The organism is Microlunatus elymi (assembly GCF_007362775.1).
In the GTDB taxonomy this organism is placed as follows: domain Bacteria; phylum Actinomycetota; class Actinomycetes; order Propionibacteriales; family Propionibacteriaceae; genus Microlunatus; species Microlunatus elymi.
The window spans coordinates 4,046,206-4,060,594 of record NZ_CP041692.1; the positions used below are offsets into that span (position 1 = coordinate 4,046,206).

The window sequence follows — 14,389 nt, forward strand, 5'->3', positions numbered from 1 at the left end:
GCTACTCCGTCGACAGCTGATCGCCGAGGCTCTCCAGGCCGACATCGCGGGAGGCCTTGATCAACACCGCGTCGCCCGGATGCAGTGCACCGAGCGCCGGGATCACCGCCTCCTTGTCAGGAACCTGACGAATCGAACCGGCCGCGGACTGTGATCGCGCGCCGTCCGCGATGGCGCCCGCGGCCTCACCGACCACGATCAACTCGTCGACCCCCAGCTCGGCAGCCGTCCGGCCCACGCCGCGATGCAACTCCTCGGAGTCGGGGCCGAGTTCGAGCATCTCGCCGAGCACGGCGATCGTCCGAGCCTGCGATCGGGTGCTGGACCGGCGACGGCCGATCTCGGTCAGGGTCGACAACGCGGCCTGCATCGAGGCCGGGTTGGCGTTGTACGCGTCGTTGATCAGCACCACGTCGCCGGCCAGTTCGTGCAACTCCATCCGCCAGCGGGACCGGATCCCCACCCGGGTCAGCACGTCGGCGATCTTCTGCGGCTCGACTCCGACGCTGTACGCCGCCGCGGCGGCCGCGACGGCGTTGCCGACCTGGTGCCGGCCGAGCAGCCGCAGCCGGACCGGATGTCGCCGGTCGTTGATGATCAAGGTGAAGCTCCAGCGATCCAGTTCGTCGGCAGCGAGATCGACGGCGTACACCTGCGGGATCAGGCCGGCCGGCAGGTCGTCGCCCTCAACCCCGTACGACAACACCGGCGCGCTGGTGCGTTCGGCCATCCGCCAGACTCGTCGGTCGCCCGCGTTCAGTACCGCCCGGCCGTCGGTGGGCAGGGCCTCGACCAGCTCACCCTTGGCGGTGGCGATTGCGTCCTGGCTGCCGAACTTGCCGAGGTGGGCCACGCCGACGTTCAGCTCCAGACCGATGTCCGGCGGTGTGATCTCGCACAGGTACTTGATGTGCCCGATGCCCTTGGCGCCCATCTCGGCGATCAGGTAGTCGGTGTCGGTCGTCACACAGCTGGCGGTGACCGGCAGCCCGATCTCGTTGTTCATCGAACCGCGCGGCGCGACCGCCGAGCCGTGCGTCTCCAGCAACTGGGCCAGCAGGTCCTTGGTGGTGGTCTTGCCGGCCGAACCGGTGATGCCGAGCACCGTCAGGCCGGTCTTCTTGGCGATCTTGATCACGTGCCGGCCGATCACGCCCATCGCGGTCTGCGGGTCGTCCACCACCAGACACAATCCGCCCGGCACCGGACGGGACGTGATCGCGGCCACTGCGCCGGCCGCCCAGGCGTTGCGCGCGTAGTCGTGGCCGTCGACCCGTTCACCCGGGAAGGCCACGAAAAGGCTGCCCTGCTTGACGTTGCGCGAGTCGTACGCCAGGTCGACGACCGGGGCGTCGAGTGCGGCCGCGGTGGGTGCGGCACCGTCGATCTCGGCTCGGGCGCCGATCAACTCGGCCAACTCGCGCACGGTGTTGTTGATCATGCCTGCTCCCCAGCGTCCCGTACGTCCTGCCAACCGGTCAGCAACTGCTCGACGTCGTCGAACGGCAGCACCCGACCGGTGATCTCCTGCCCTCGCTCGTGTCCCTTGCCCAGCAGGGCGATCACGTCGTGCGGCCCGGCCTGTCGCAGCGCCGTACGGATCGCAGCTGCGCGGTCGCCTCCGTCGAGCACCACGACCGGCCGGGACTGGTGCGCCGCCTGCTGCCGGGCGCCGTCCAGTGCAGCGGCGCGGATCGACGCGGGATCCTCGGTCCGCGGGTTGTCGTCGGTGATGATCACCATGTCGGCCAACTCCGCCGCCACCGCGCCCATCGGTCCGCGTTTGGCCGGATCCCGATCCCCGCCGCAGCCGACCACGCAGATCAGCCGCGGTGACTGTTCATCAGCCGCACCACTTCGGGTCAGCCGCACCCGTTGCAACTGGTGCGGCTGCACGGAAGTGGTGCGGCTGTGGGAAATGCCGGGCGCCGGGGCTTGGTTGACGGTGGCGCGGAGTTCGGTCAGCACCGAGGAGATCGCTTGCGGGGTGTGGGCGAAATCGACGAAGGCGCGCGGGGCGTCCGGACCAAGATCAACTCGCTGCAGCCGGCCGGGGACGGTGGCCGTCGCCAGGCCGGCCGCGGCGGTGGGCAGATCGAGACCGGCGAGTTGCAGCATGCCCAGGGCGGTGATCGCGTTGGCCACGTTGTAGCCGCCGGGCAGGCCGAGGCGGAAAACCAGCTCCGCTTGGGGTGTGGCGATTCGGACCGCGGTCGGGTCTACCGTCCGGTCGACGCCCAGACAGCGGAAATGATCATGCTCGCCGTCACCGTCCGCACCGGCCAGGCTGGTGGTCAACACCCGAAGCCCGGCTCGATCCGCACGGGCGACCAGTTCCGGACCGCGAGCGTCGTCGGTGTTGATCACCGCGGCCCGCGCCCGCTCGGCGGTGAACAGACTCGCCTTGGCCTCGAAGTACGCCTCCAGGCTGCCGTGAAAGTCGAGGTGATCGCGGCCGAAGTTGGTGAAGCCGGCTACGTCGAAGACGATTTCGTCCGCCCGGCCGAGCGCCAGCGCGTGGGAGGAGACCTCCATCACCACGCAGTCGGCACCCCGCTCGACCAGGATCGCCAACAGGGCCTGCAGGTCCGCGGACTCGGGAGTGGTGACGGTGGTCCGGTCGGCGACGATCTCTTCCCCGTCGAGGAAGTAGCCGAGCGTGCCGATCACACCGCAGCGACGACCTACCGCCCGCAGCCCGGCCGCCAGCAGGTAGTTGGTGGTGGTCTTTCCGTTCGTCCCGGTCACGCCGAACATGGTCAGCCGGGTCGCCGGTCGCCCGTACACCTCTGCCGCCGCGGCGGCCATCGCCTGCCGTGGATCGTCCACCACCAGCACCGGTGCCGCACCGGTGATCTCGCGCGAATCGCTGCCCTGCAAGAGATCCGCTCCGGCGCGGTCGCTCAGCACCGCCACCGCACCGGCCTTCAGCACGTCGGCGGCGTAGCGAGCTCCATGAGTGTTGGCCCCCGGCAGGCCGACATAGAGGTCGCCGCGACGCACCGTACGGGAGTCGAAGGCGACCCCGGTCACGCTCACGCCGTCGAGCTCGCCCGAGACCACATCCGCACCGAGGGTCTCGGCCAGCCGTCGCACCGGATAGGGCGTCGTCGATGCCGGGCGTAGACCAGGTGGGTCTTGACCGGGAACGACGGATGCGGCTGACACGGCGCTGACGCTACCCGGATCGGTCGCCGGCTCCGCAACCGACCGTTGCTCCTGCATCCTGCTCACCAGGTGAGCGGACGGTCCATCTGGGCGGCTCCCCAGCGCTTGTTCTTCTGATCCGGCGCGATGCCGTAGCGCGGCAACGCGAAATCCATGATGTCGGTGTAGACCGGCGCCGCGGTGCCGGTACCGGAGTCACCGTGCTTGGGGTTGTCCAGCACCACGTAGGTGAGGATCTTCGGGTCGTTCAACGGGGCGATGCCGACGAACGAGGTGACGTAGCCGCGGTAGCAGCCGCAGGATGCGTTGTAGCGCTGGGCGGTGCCGGTCTTGCCGCCGGTACGGTAATGATCGAGCATCAGGAACTGCTGACTGATCTCGTTCCGGGTGACCACCGCCTCCATCATGTCCCGGACCTCGGCCGAGGTCTTGGCCGAGACCACCCGGCGCGGTGACGTCCGGTTGATCGCCACCGAGCTGCCGTCGGCGTTGGTCGCGGACTTGATCACCGTCGGCGCGTGGTAGACACCGCCGTTGACGATGGCCGAGATCGCCGCCGCTTCCTGGATCGCCGTCACCGACAGGCCCTGACCGAAGGCGATCTGGTCGCGGGTGTAGTCCTTCATGTCCGCACCGGGCAGCACTCCGGACGCCTCACCAGGCAGCTCGATCCCGGTCTGCCGGCCGAGGCCGAAGCTGCTCAGGTAGTCGTGCAGCGTCTTCTTGTCCATCTGCCGGGTCAGCATCAGGGTGCCGATGTTGGACGAGTGCGCGATCACTCCGCGCATGGTGTAGTCGACGGTTCCGTGCGGTTCGGCGTCCTTGATCCGGCCGCCGCCGGAGGCGATCGTCGGCGGCACCTGCACCTTGGTGTCCGGATCGGCTGTGCCGCTGTCGATCAGCGCCGCCGAGGTGAGCACCTTCTCCACACTGCCCGGTTCGTACGTCTGGCTGACCAGCCGGTTGCCCAGGTTGTCGGGATCGGTCTTGCCGGGCTCATTGGAGTTGTAGCCCGGCGACTGCGCCATCGCGAGCACCTGTCCGCTGGTCACGTCCATGGTGATTGCCATCCCGGACTGCGATCCGGTCTTGGCGACTGCGGCATCGAGTCGCCGCTGGGCCACCCACTGCAGCTCGGAGTCGATCGTCAGCTGGTAGTTCACCCCGTTCTTGGCCGGAGTGATCTTGCTCTCCCCCAACGGGATCTTGCTGCCGTTCGGGGCGCTCTCGTAGCTCTCCTTGCCCTCGGTGCCGGCCAGCGACGAGTTCTCCGAATACTCGAGTCCGGCCTGGCCCTTGTTCTCGCCGTTGACGAAGCCGACCACGTTGGATGCGACGGCGCCGGCCGGATAGGTCCGGATCGGATCGTTCTCGCGGTAGATACCGGGCAGGCCGGCCGCATCCAACTCGGTGGCGATGTCGGTGTAGATGTCGGCCGGCACCTTCTTCTTCACGTACACGAATCGGGTGTCGTGGCGCATCAGGGTGGCGATGGTCTGCTGCTTGTCGATCTTGGTGTGTTTGCCGATGATGTCGGCGATCTTGGTCGCCTCGGCCAGGCCGCAGAGCTTGCCGTAGACCTGATCCGGCTCACCGCAGTCCTGACTGGTCAGGGTCGGATCCGCGGTGATGTCGAAGGCCGGCGTTGTCCCGGCCAGCACCTCGCCGTTGCGATCGGTGATCTCTCCGCGGGCCGGCAGCAGCGGTTTGCTGGTGGTCAGGCTGGCAGTCGCGATGGCCCCGTACGCCGCCGAGTCGAAACCCTGCAGTTGCAGCAGTCGACCGGCGCACAGCGAGATCGCGATCGCCATCGCGATGCCGATGATCTGCACCCGGCGCCCGGCCGAACCGAGCGGGATCCGCAGCGTACGACGCCGCTTGCGTTGCCGCGAGGACTTGGGCTGAGGTGCGGTCTTGGACCGCTGTGCGGGCTTGCGCCGCGCGATCGGGCCCTGCTTGCTCGGTTTCCGAGTCTTGGTCCGCGGGTTCCGCGCCTGCTGACTGCTCGCCCGCTGGTTCGGGGTCGCCCGCTTCGATGGATGCTGTCGTCGCTCGCCCACTGCAGATCAGCCCCGCCCGTTCGATTCCTGCTGCTTCGATTCCTGCTGCTTCTGGCCCGATTCCTGACCGGTCTGACCGGATGCGGTCTGCTGGTTCTGCTCGGCCTGCTTCTGTTCGGCCTGCTTCTTCTGGGCCGCTTGCTTGTCGGCTTCCCGGCGGGCCTGTTCGGCTTGCTTCTTCGCCTCGGCGGCCTTCTTCTTCGCCTCTTTCGCCTCACGCTCGGCCGCGATCTGTTCGGGCGACTTCACCAGGCCGGGCACCTCGTTGCCGCGGACGACCGTCGGCTTGCCGATCACCTTGCCGTTCGGCAGTTTCAGAAACGCCGGCTCCGGATTCGGGCGCATGCCCAAGCCGAATGCGCGGGCCGCCAGCTTGTCGGCCGACCGCAGGTCGTCCACCTGCTGCGCCAACGCCGCCTGCTGGTAGGTCAGTCGATTCGCCTGCTGATGCAGCGCCTGGGCCTCGAACGCCTGCCCCTGCAAGGTGGTGTTCAGGGTCAGCAGGCCGGCCATGCCGACCCCGAAGATCCCGATCAGCACCAGCACGAACGGCACCCGGCCGAGTCGCCGACGGCCGGCGCCGCCCTCGATCACCGAAGGGCGCACCCGACCGGTACCGGATGCATCGCTGCCGGGGACGTCCGGACTGGAGTCCGCGGAATCTCCGGACGTGTCGGCCCACAGGGCACTCATCGCTTCGCCTCCTCGGTCGATCGGCTGATCTTCGGCTTGTTCTGGCCAGCCTTGTTCTGGCCCGCCTTGCCCTTGCTCGTGCGATTCATCCGGCCCGCCCGCGGGGCGTGCTGCGGTGAGCCGGGGCGATGCGTTCGGCCGCACGGAGTCGTGCAGACCGGGCGCGCGGGTTGGCTGCCGCCTCGCGGTCGTCCGGCCGGTCGGCGCCGCGGGTGAGCAGTCTCAACTCCGGTCCGAGCTCCGGCGGCACCACCGGCAGGTCCCGCGGCGCCCGGTCCGAGGACGCCACCCGCAGCACCTGCTTGACCTGCCGGTCCTCCAGCGAGTGATAGGCCAGCACCGCGATCCGGCCGCCGACGGCCAACACGTCGACCGCGCTCGGCAGTACGCCCTTGAGCGCTTCGAGTTCGCGATTGACCTCGATCCGGAGCGCCTGAAAGGTTCGTTTGGCCGGATGTCCACCGGTCCGTTGCGCGGCCATCGGCACGGCGCCGGCGATGATCTGCACCAGCCGTGCCGAGTTGGTGATCGGCGCGGATTCGCGCTCGCGGCAGATCGCCGTTGCGATCCGGCGGGCATTGCGTTCCTCGCCGTACTCGAACAGGATCCGGGTCAGGTCGGCTGCCGAGTACGTGTTCACCACCTGCTCGGCGGTCAGCGGCTCGCTGCGATCCATCCGCATGTCCAGCGGCGCGTCCACGCTGTAGGCGAAACCGCGTTCGGTGCGGTCGATCTGCAACGAGGACAGGCCCAGGTCGAGCAGCACCGCCTGGACGTCGTTGATCCCGCGATCGGCCAGCACGTCGGAAAGTTCGTCGTAGACCGCGTGCACCAACTCGATCCGGTCCGCGTACGGGGCCAGCCGCCGACGAGCGGTGTCGAGGGCATCGGTGTCGCGATCGAGCCCGATCAGCCGGGCCTGCGGGCAGTTCTCCAGCAGCGCGGCCGCGTGGCCGCCGAGTCCCAGGGTGCAATCGACCAGGATCGGCCGATCGTCCGCGCTCGGGCGGTTGGTGAGAGCAGGACCGAGCAGGGCGACGATCTCGTCCAGCATGACCGGGACGTGGACGGCACCCTGATCCGGCGAGTCAGCCATCGAGGCGTACCTCGTCGCCGTCCAGCGCTGCCATCTCGACCCCAACCTCGCGCGTCCGTCGGTACTCGTCCGGGGGCTGCTCGTGTCTTCAGGTTTCAGCCCTGGATCTGCGGGAAGTCCTACCTGGCGCCGGGGAAGTTGCGCCAGGGAGTCAGATCCCAGGACTGAAGCCTGAGGGCACGAGCAGTGCCCCTACTGCGGTCCGGACGATGCGAGTCGGTGCGATCACATGCCCGGGAAGACCTCTTCGTTCATGTCGGCGAATGCCGGTTCCTGCTGGCTGGAGTAGTCCTCCCAGGCCCCGACATCCCAGACCTCGACGCGGTTGATCGCACCGACCACCACGACGTTGACCTCCAGCCCCGCGTAGCTGCGGAGCTGCTGCGGAATGGTGATCCGCCCCTGCTTGTCCGGCTTCTCATCGGACGCACCGGCGGCGAGCATCCGCTGGAAGTCGCGTACCTGCTTGACACTGGTCGGTGCCGCGGAGATCGACTTGGTCATCTCCACGAAGGTGGCCATCGGATAGATGGCCAGACACCGGTCCTGCGCCCTGGTGATGACGAGCCCTTCCGCCAACTCTTCGCGGAACTTGGCGGGAAGGATCAGCCGGCCCTTGTCGTCGAGCTTCGGGGTGTGCGTACCGAGGAACACGGCTCACACCTCCCAGCTCCAGAACGGATCCGAACTGCGTCATCTCCACCCGATCTCCTCCATTTCGCGCCACCTTACTCCATTTCGCCCCACTAGAGCCAGTTTCCGCCCCACGACTTCTCCACTCCGCCGCCACGGCGGATCTGCAGGTGAACGATTGACTCGTCGCGACCGTCTGCGTAGGTGACCGGGGCCGCATAGCATGTAGCTCGACCGCCTGCGGAAGGACAGTCCCGTGACCCTGAGGTACGACGACCGTGCGGGTGCGTACGGCCACGATCGACCGAGCGCCACCTCGGACGGACGCCTGCTGCGGGCCGGTACAGCCGGCGTCGAAGCGCCGGACGCGAGTGATCGCGACGGCCACGACGGCTTTCAGCTGTCCGACGTGGTCGAGGTGATGGGAAACGTCCGGGCCGCGATCGAGCAGGTGATCGAGGGCAAACGATCCTCCATCGACCTGGCGTTGGTCGCGCTGCTGGCCGAGGGGCACCTGTTGGTCGAGGACGTGCCCGGCGTCGGCAAGACCATGCTGGCTAAGGCGCTCGGCCGCTCGATCGACTGCACGGTGCGGCGGGTCCAGTTCACCCCGGACCTGCTGCCCTCCGACATCACCGGGGTGTCGGTGTTCAACGGCGAGAGTCGTGAGTTCGAGTTCAAACCCGGCGGCATCTTCGCCAACATCGTGGTCGGCGACGAGATCAACCGCGCCTCACCGAAAACCCAGTCGGCGCTGCTGGAGTCGATGGAAGAACAGCAGGTCTCCGTCGACGGCACCACCTACCGGCTGGAGACACCGTTCATGGTGGTGGCGACCCAGAACCCGATCGAGATGGAGGGCACCTACCCGCTGCCCGAGGCGCAACGGGACCGGTTCATGGCCCGGATCGAGATGGGCTATCCGACCCCCAGCGCCGAGTTGGACATGCTGGACACGCACGGCAACTCAGACCCGCTGGCCGCGATGCAGCCCGTCACCGACGCGGTCACCGTACGGGGCCTGATCGCAGCCACCAAGAAGACATACGTCAGTCAGGCGGTCAAGGAGTACATCGTCGGAGTGGTGAACGCCACCCGGCATTCTCGTGATCTCCGGCTGGGCGCCTCGCCGCGCGCCACCCTGCAGCTGCTGCGTGCCGCCCGCGCCCAGGCCGCGCTGTCCGGCCGCGACTACGTCAGTCCCGACGACGTCAGCTCGCTGGCCGTGCCGGTGCTCGCCCACCGCGTACTGCCCTCGACCGAGGCGCAACTGGCCCGGCACAAGCTGCCGGACATCGTCTCCGCGGCGGTCCACACGGTCGCCGTCCCGGACCGGAGATGAGCGATCGTCGGGACCGCCGACCGGCTCACCGGCTGACGGTCCGCGGACGACTGATGCTCGGGCTCGGCATCGCCGTGGTCGTGGTCTCGATGATCGCCGGGCAGCGGGACGTGATGCGGATCGGATTGCTGCTGCTGGCGTTGCCGGTGGTCGCGCTGATCCTGCTCGGTCTGTCCCGGCTGCGGCTCAGTTCGCAGCGGGCGATCGTGCCCGGCCGGGTGCAGCTCGGGTCGCCGATGGTCGGCCGGATCACCTTGTCGTTGGAGAGCCGGCTGCCGATCGGCATGGTGATGCTGGAGGACCAGATCCCGCCCGAACTCGGCGAACGTCCGCGCTTCACCATCGACCGGGCCGGGGTGACCTGGCGCCGGGAGGTCGAATTCCCGTTGCTCGGCCGGGTCCGCGGCCGCTGGATCTGCGGACCGCTGCTGGTGCACACCGTCGACCCGTTCGGGTTGGTGCGCCGCGATCAGCAGTTCGTCGCCACCTCCGAGGTGTTGGTCACTCCGCAGATCGTGCAGTTGACCTCGATCACCGGCTCGGGCGGGGCCGGCAGCTCGGGCGAGTCGCAGCCGCATCGGATCGGCATCGTCGGAGCCGATGACGTGCTGATCCGCGAATACCGGCATGGCGACGACGTACGCCGGGTGCATTGGCGCTCGACCGCCCGCCGGGGCGACCTGATGGTCCGCCGGGAGGAGCAGGCCTGGGATCCGGCCGCACGAATCATCCTGGATTCCCGGTCCGGCGCGCACGCCGGCCAGGGCATGCGCAGCTCACTGGAATGGGCCGTGTCGGCCGCCGCCTCGATCGGGCTGCGGTTCATCGACGACGGCTATCGGCTGGACGTGTTCGAGGCCGACGGCACCCTGGATCTCGGCGCCGTGAGCGGGCTGAATCGTACGGTGACCGGCGATCTGCTGATCTCCCGGCTGACCGATCTGCACCCGCGCCGGACGTACAGCCTGCGCTACGCACTCGAGGCCGCGGCCACCGACCACGGCGAGTTGCTGGTGGCGATCATGGGGCGACTGTCCGCCGACGACGCGCATGCCCTGCTGCGTACCCGCGGCCAGCACACCCATGGACTGGCGCTGCTGCTGGACGTCGACTCGTTCGACCGGGCGGCCCATGCCGAACCGGGCGCCGAGGAGGCACCGGCGGATCCGCGCCGCGTTGCCGAGTTGAACGCGACCGCGGAACTGCTGGCCGGACACGGCTGGCGGGTGGTCCGGGTCGACCGATCGATGTCGGTCGCCGACGCCTGGGCAGCTCTCGACGGCTCGTCGCGGGCTCCTGTTGAGCAGACCGTTGCCGGGGCCTCCTGATGCGTCCGACCGATCGGTACGCGATCGCCATCGCCGTGTCCGTGGTGCTGGCCAGCTTCACGCTGTCCCCACTGACCGCGGATCCTTCGTACCTGGGCGCCAGCTGGTTGCTGATCCTCGGCATCTGCCTGATCGGGGCGCTGGCCCGGCGGACCCCGCTGGGTTCACCGGGCACGCTGGTCGCTCAGCTGCTGGCGATCACCGGCTATCTCTTCTGGCTTTCCGGACGCGCGGCCGAGGTGGCCCAGCTGGGGTTCGGCCGCCGGATCGTCGAGTTGCTGGCCAGCGCCGGCGAACACATGCGGACCGAGGCGGCGCCGATGTCGGCGAACGCCGGGGTCAGCCTGCTCTTCATCGGATCGCTCGGCCTGATCACGGTGATCACCGACCTGCTGGTGATCACGGCGGCCAAGCCGGCGCTGGGGCTGGCGCCGCCGTTGACGGTCTTCCTGGTACCGGCCATCGGCTTGGGCACCGACATCGGCGTACGAGCTTTCCTGTGCATCGGCGTCGGTTATCTGGCGATCCTGATCGCCGAGGGGATGAACACCAACGCCCGCTGGACCCGCGGGCTGAGCAAGGACAGTGCCGGCGGTTCGATGCCGGAGCAGACCCGGGCGGTGGTCTGGCGGGCGGCCGCCTACATCGCGGTGCCGGCACTGGCGTTGTCGCTGGTGGCGGGCTCGGCGTTGCCGACGTTGGCGTTGAGCGGCTGGGGGTTCGGCGAGGGCAACGCGGGCAACGGGCCGCTGCGGCTGTCCGATCCGACCCTGGACCTGAAGCGGAACCTGACCCTGCCGGCGAACCGGGTGGTGCTCACGTACCGGACCAACAAGCCGACCGGGCAGTATCTGCGGATGGCGTCGCTGCCCTCCTTCAGCGACGCCGGCTGGCGGAACGCGCAGACCACCATCGATCAGGGCAACCGACTGCCGCAGCCGCCCGGGCTGACCGCGCCCACCGGCAAGGACCGCAAGACCACGATCACGATCAAGAACCTGGACAGCGAGTATCTGCCGCTGCCGTTCGCTCCGCGGTCCTTCGAGGCCGCCGGCCAGTGGGGCTACGACCCGAACTCGCTGGTCGTGATCGCCTCCGACCGGGACCAGGACCGGACGCAGGCAACCCACGACCTGACCTACACCGTGGACAGCAGGGACATCATCCCGAACCCGCAGACGCTGGCCGGCATCGTCACCGGCGACCCGCCGGACGCCAACCTGACCACGGCCGTCCCGGCGGACCTGCCGAACAACATCCGTCAACTGGCCCGCCGGATTACCGTCGGCGCCGATTCTCCGGCGGAGAAGGCGGCAGCGATCCAGGCGTACCTGCGTAACAGCGACAACTTCACCTACAGCACCGATCCGCGGCCGGGCAGCGGCTATCAGGCGCTGGAGAACTTCCTCTTCCGGGACAGGCACGGCTACTGCGAGCAGTTCGCGGCGTCGATGGCGATCCTGGCACGCATCGTCGGGATCCCGAGCCGGGTCGCGGTCGGCTTCCTGCCGGGCACCCGCAACGGCGACGTCTGGACGGTGACCGCGCGGGATTCGCATGCCTGGCCGGAACTGTACTTCAGTGGTTACGGCTGGGTGCGGTACGAACCGACGCCGTCGTCGGTCACCGGGTCGGCACCGGCCTGGTCGATCGCCCAGTCCGTCCCGGCGAGCCAGGAGTCGGCACCGGCGACGAACAGCCAGGTGCCGTCCACCGAGGCTCGGCCGCGGAATCGGGCCGAGGAACAGGCGGCGCATCAGAGCGCCGGCACGACGGCGCAGCAGCCGTCCTTCCCCTGGGTCAAGGTCCTCGGCTTCGGTGGCGGCGGGCTGCTTCTGCTGGCGTTGCTGGCAGCACCGGCGACCATCCGGATCGGTCGTCGTCGCGCCCGGCTCGGCGGCGGTATCGCCGATCCGGCCGATCGGATCGAGGCCGGCTGGGCGGAGGTCCGTGACACCGTACGGGATCTGCGTCGGCCGTGGCCGAAGGCGTCGCCGCGGGCCATCGCCGGACAGGTGAGCCGGCATGCTGACGACTCCGCGAAGGAGGCGTTGGCCGAGTTGGCGGTGTTGGTGGAGCGGGAACGTTACGCGCGGACGTTCACCGATGCAGCGGCTGCTGCCGCAGTGGCTCCGCTGGTTCGGTCGGTGCGACAGGGACTGCTGCAGGACAGGTCCCGGCGGGCTCGGGCGGCGATCACACTACTGCCCCGCTCGGTGTTCCGGCGGGGCAGCAGCTGAGATCTCGATCGGGACGTGCGGGTCAGAACCCGGACTCGTCGCGGCGCTTGCGCCAGCGCTCCTCCATCTTGTCCATGAACCCTTGCGCGTTGGGCGCCGACTGCGGCGTCTTCGGCCGGTCACCGCGACCGGTGTCGGAGGGCGCGTCATTGACGTGTTGCCAGGAGTAGATGGCCGTAACGGCAGCGGCCAGCATGACCACGAAGCCCAGCACGCTGAAGAAGATGTTGGTGGACATGCCGAGGATCAGCAGGGCCAGACCGGCGAAGAAGCCCAATCCGGCGATCGCGGCGCGTCTGCGGTGGACGCGACGGCTCCCCTTACCGCTGAGCGTGTGTGACAGCTTCGGGTCCTCGGCTGCCAGCGCCGCCTCCATCTGATGGAGAAGTCGCTCTTCTTCATCTGAGAGGGCCATGGGCCACCTCCCACTGTTTTGTGTGTCCGCCTCTTCCACGCAGGGAACGTGGATGCCAAACAGTCTAGGCGTCAAGGGGGTTGGGCGAAACCTGAACCTGGAATCACCCTGGTTCCTCCCCGACCCGACCTTGCCCGATGGACTCGGCGAACCGGCGCTCCTGCGCGCTGTAGGCCGAAGGTTACGTTCCCGCTCGGCGCGCTGGCAAGACGTCTCAGCGTTGGATCTGCCGGATCAGCCGGCTGGGCGGGCGGGTCGAACCAGTGCGAGTCGTTGCACCGCCTTCGATCCGAACTTGGCGCCGGCGGCGTCCATCGCCTGCTCGACCTCACGCCAACCCCGCTCGGGATCGGTGAGCAGCGGCTGCCGGTAGGTGTTGCCGGCCGGCACCATCTGCTCGCCACGCACTCCGACCCGGCGGATCCGCTTGCCACGCGTCGCCAGCCGCGCGAACAGCCGGACCGCCACCGCATGCAACTCACCGGTGACGTCTGACGGGGTCGGCAGCACCGCCGATCGCGTCACCGTGGAGAAGTCGGAGTAGCGGATGGAGATGCTCAGCGTGCGTGCGAGCTTGCCGCTGGTACGCAGCCGGTGCGCGACCCGGGCGGACATCCGCAGCAGCTCGCGTTCGATGATCCGCGGGTCGGCGGTGTCGACGGCGAACGTCTCCTGCGCTCCGGTGCTGTGTTCCCGGGCGCCCAGGGTGACGCGCCGGCCGTCCCTGCCCCACGCCAGGTCCGCGAGCATCGCTCCGTACCGCTGGCCGAAGGCATGCTGCAGCACCGGCCGCGGCATCCTCGCCAGGTCGGCGACGGTGAAGATGCCGAGCCGATGCAGACCCTCCGCGGTGGAGCGGCCGATCCCCCACAGCTCCTCGACCGCCAACGGATGCAGGAAGTCGGCCACCCGGTCCGGGGTCACTTCGACCAGGCCGTCGGGTTTGGCCTGCCGTGAGGCGACCTTGGCCACGAACCGGGTCGGGCCGATGCCCACCGAGCAGGTGATCTGTTGCTCGTCGGCGACGGTGGCCCGGATCTGTTCGCCGATCTGGGCCGGCGGGCCGAGGCGGCGGATCGCCCCGGTGACATCGAGGAAGGCCTCCTCGATCGAGCCGCGCTCGACATGGGCGGTGATGCTGTCGAAGATCGCGAAGATGCCGGCCGAGACCGTACTGAAGGCGTCGTAGTCCGGCGGCACGGTGATCAGCCCCGGGACCAGTCGTCGCGCCCGCATGGCCGGCATGCCGGAGCTGATGCCGAGCCGGCGGGCCGGGTAGTTGGCAGCCAGTACCACGCTGCGGTGCGCGCCGCCGACGATCACCGGGACGTCCCACAGCTCGGGTCGGTGCCGCAGCGCGACCGAGGCGAAGAAGGCATCCATGTCGACGTGCATGATCACGCTCACCGGGTGC

At 68.9% G+C, this 14,389-nt stretch carries 11 protein-coding genes and 1 pseudogene; 3 read left to right on the forward strand and 9 right to left on the reverse strand.

Going from position 1 to position 14,389, the window contains the following annotated elements:
* Nucleotide 1: 1 nt before the first annotated feature.
* The 7 genes and pseudogenes from FOE78_RS18220 to mraZ all read right to left on the reverse strand — a co-directional run bounded on the left by FOE78_RS18220 (nt 2) and on the right by mraZ (nt 7,671).
* Nucleotides 2-1,441 carry a UDP-N-acetylmuramoyl-tripeptide--D-alanyl-D-alanine ligase gene (locus FOE78_RS18220; RefSeq protein ID WP_143987550.1) on the reverse strand — a complete coding sequence of 480 codons (1,440 nt, stop codon included), beginning with the start codon at nt 1,439-1,441 and terminating at the stop codon, nt 2-4.
* The gene (locus FOE78_RS24910) at nt 1,438-1,968 is read right to left on the reverse strand and encodes a glutamate ligase domain-containing protein (RefSeq protein WP_456082852.1); all 531 of its coding nucleotides are present in this window, start codon (nt 1,966-1,968) and stop codon (nt 1,438-1,440) included. Before FOE78_RS24910 ends, FOE78_RS18220 begins: the two co-directional genes overlap by 4 nt.
* A 33-nt stretch (nt 1,969-2,001) precedes the next feature.
* A pseudogene (locus tag FOE78_RS18225) lies at nt 2,002-3,225 on the reverse strand (Mur ligase family protein); the annotation flags it as partial.
* A gap of 5 nt (nt 3,226-3,230) precedes the next feature.
* Nucleotides 3,231-5,228, reverse strand: coding sequence for a peptidoglycan D,D-transpeptidase FtsI family protein (locus FOE78_RS18230; protein ID WP_143987551.1), 1,998 nt, complete (start codon nt 5,226-5,228; stop codon nt 3,231-3,233).
* 6 nt (nt 5,229-5,234) lie between these two features.
* Complete coding sequence (locus tag FOE78_RS18235; protein WP_143987552.1) at nt 5,235-5,921, reverse strand: hypothetical protein; 687 nt, start codon at nt 5,919-5,921, stop codon at nt 5,235-5,237.
* An 85-nt stretch (nt 5,922-6,006) separates the two neighbouring features.
* Nucleotides 6,007-7,017 (reverse strand): 16S rRNA (cytosine(1402)-N(4))-methyltransferase RsmH, encoded by a 1,011-nt coding sequence (gene rsmH / locus FOE78_RS18240; RefSeq protein WP_143987553.1) that lies wholly within the window; start codon nt 7,015-7,017, stop codon nt 6,007-6,009.
* 225 nt (nt 7,018-7,242) lie between these two features.
* A complete protein-coding gene (gene mraZ, locus FOE78_RS18245; protein WP_143987554.1) occupies nt 7,243-7,671 on the reverse strand; it encodes a division/cell wall cluster transcriptional repressor MraZ in 429 nt (142 codons plus the stop codon).
* Between the two features lie 400 nt (nt 7,672-8,071).
* Between mraZ and FOE78_RS18250 the strand changes: the two genes are divergently transcribed.
* The 3 genes from FOE78_RS18250 to FOE78_RS18260 are packed head-to-tail and all read left to right on the forward strand — an operon-like array spanning nt 8,072 to nt 12,560.
* A complete protein-coding gene (locus FOE78_RS18250; RefSeq protein ID WP_143988915.1) occupies nt 8,072-8,992 on the forward strand; it encodes an AAA family ATPase in 921 nt (306 codons plus the stop codon).
* On the forward strand, nt 8,989-10,320 hold the full coding sequence (locus FOE78_RS18255; RefSeq protein ID WP_143987555.1) for a DUF58 domain-containing protein: 1,332 nt from the start codon (nt 8,989-8,991) through the stop codon (nt 10,318-10,320). The genes FOE78_RS18250 and FOE78_RS18255 overlap by 4 nt, the downstream gene beginning before the upstream one ends.
* Nucleotides 10,320-12,560 (forward strand): transglutaminase family protein, encoded by a 2,241-nt coding sequence (locus FOE78_RS18260; protein WP_143987556.1) that lies wholly within the window; start codon nt 10,320-10,322, stop codon nt 12,558-12,560. The genes FOE78_RS18255 and FOE78_RS18260 overlap by 1 nt, the downstream gene beginning before the upstream one ends.
* 22 nt (nt 12,561-12,582) lie before the next feature.
* On the opposite strand, the gene FOE78_RS18265 is transcribed toward FOE78_RS18260, so the two are convergent.
* Nucleotides 12,583-12,975, reverse strand: coding sequence for a DUF3040 domain-containing protein (locus FOE78_RS18265; RefSeq protein ID WP_143987557.1), 393 nt, complete (start codon nt 12,973-12,975; stop codon nt 12,583-12,585).
* Nucleotides 12,976-13,209: 234 nt separating this feature from the next.
* Nucleotides 13,210-14,382, reverse strand: a complete 1,173-nt coding sequence (gene dinB, locus FOE78_RS18270; RefSeq protein ID WP_228265881.1) for a DNA polymerase IV — start codon at nt 14,380-14,382, stop codon at nt 13,210-13,212.
* Nucleotides 14,383-14,389: the final 7 nt, after the last annotated feature.

Excerpts from the sequence above, each read along its gene's own strand:
- rsmH (WP_143987553.1), bottom strand. The coding sequence starts at position 7,017 with ATGGCTGACTCGCCGGATCAGGGTGCCGTCCACGTCCCGGTCATGCTG.
- FOE78_RS18265 (WP_143987557.1), bottom strand. The coding sequence starts at position 12,975 with ATGGCCCTCTCAGATGAAGAAGAGCGACTTCTCCATCAGATGGAGGCG.
- FOE78_RS18250 (WP_143988915.1), top strand. The coding sequence starts at position 8,072 with ATGGGAAACGTCCGGGCCGCGATCGAGCAGGTGATCGAGGGCAAACGA.
- FOE78_RS18235 (WP_143987552.1), bottom strand. The coding sequence starts at position 5,921 with ATGAGTGCCCTGTGGGCCGACACGTCCGGAGATTCCGCGGACTCCAGT.
- FOE78_RS18255 (WP_143987555.1), top strand. The coding sequence starts at position 8,989 with ATGAGCGATCGTCGGGACCGCCGACCGGCTCACCGGCTGACGGTCCGC.
- FOE78_RS18260 (WP_143987556.1), top strand. The coding sequence starts at position 10,320 with ATGCGTCCGACCGATCGGTACGCGATCGCCATCGCCGTGTCCGTGGTG.
- FOE78_RS18220 (WP_143987550.1), bottom strand. The coding sequence starts at position 1,441 with ATGATCAACAACACCGTGCGCGAGTTGGCCGAGTTGATCGGCGCCCGA.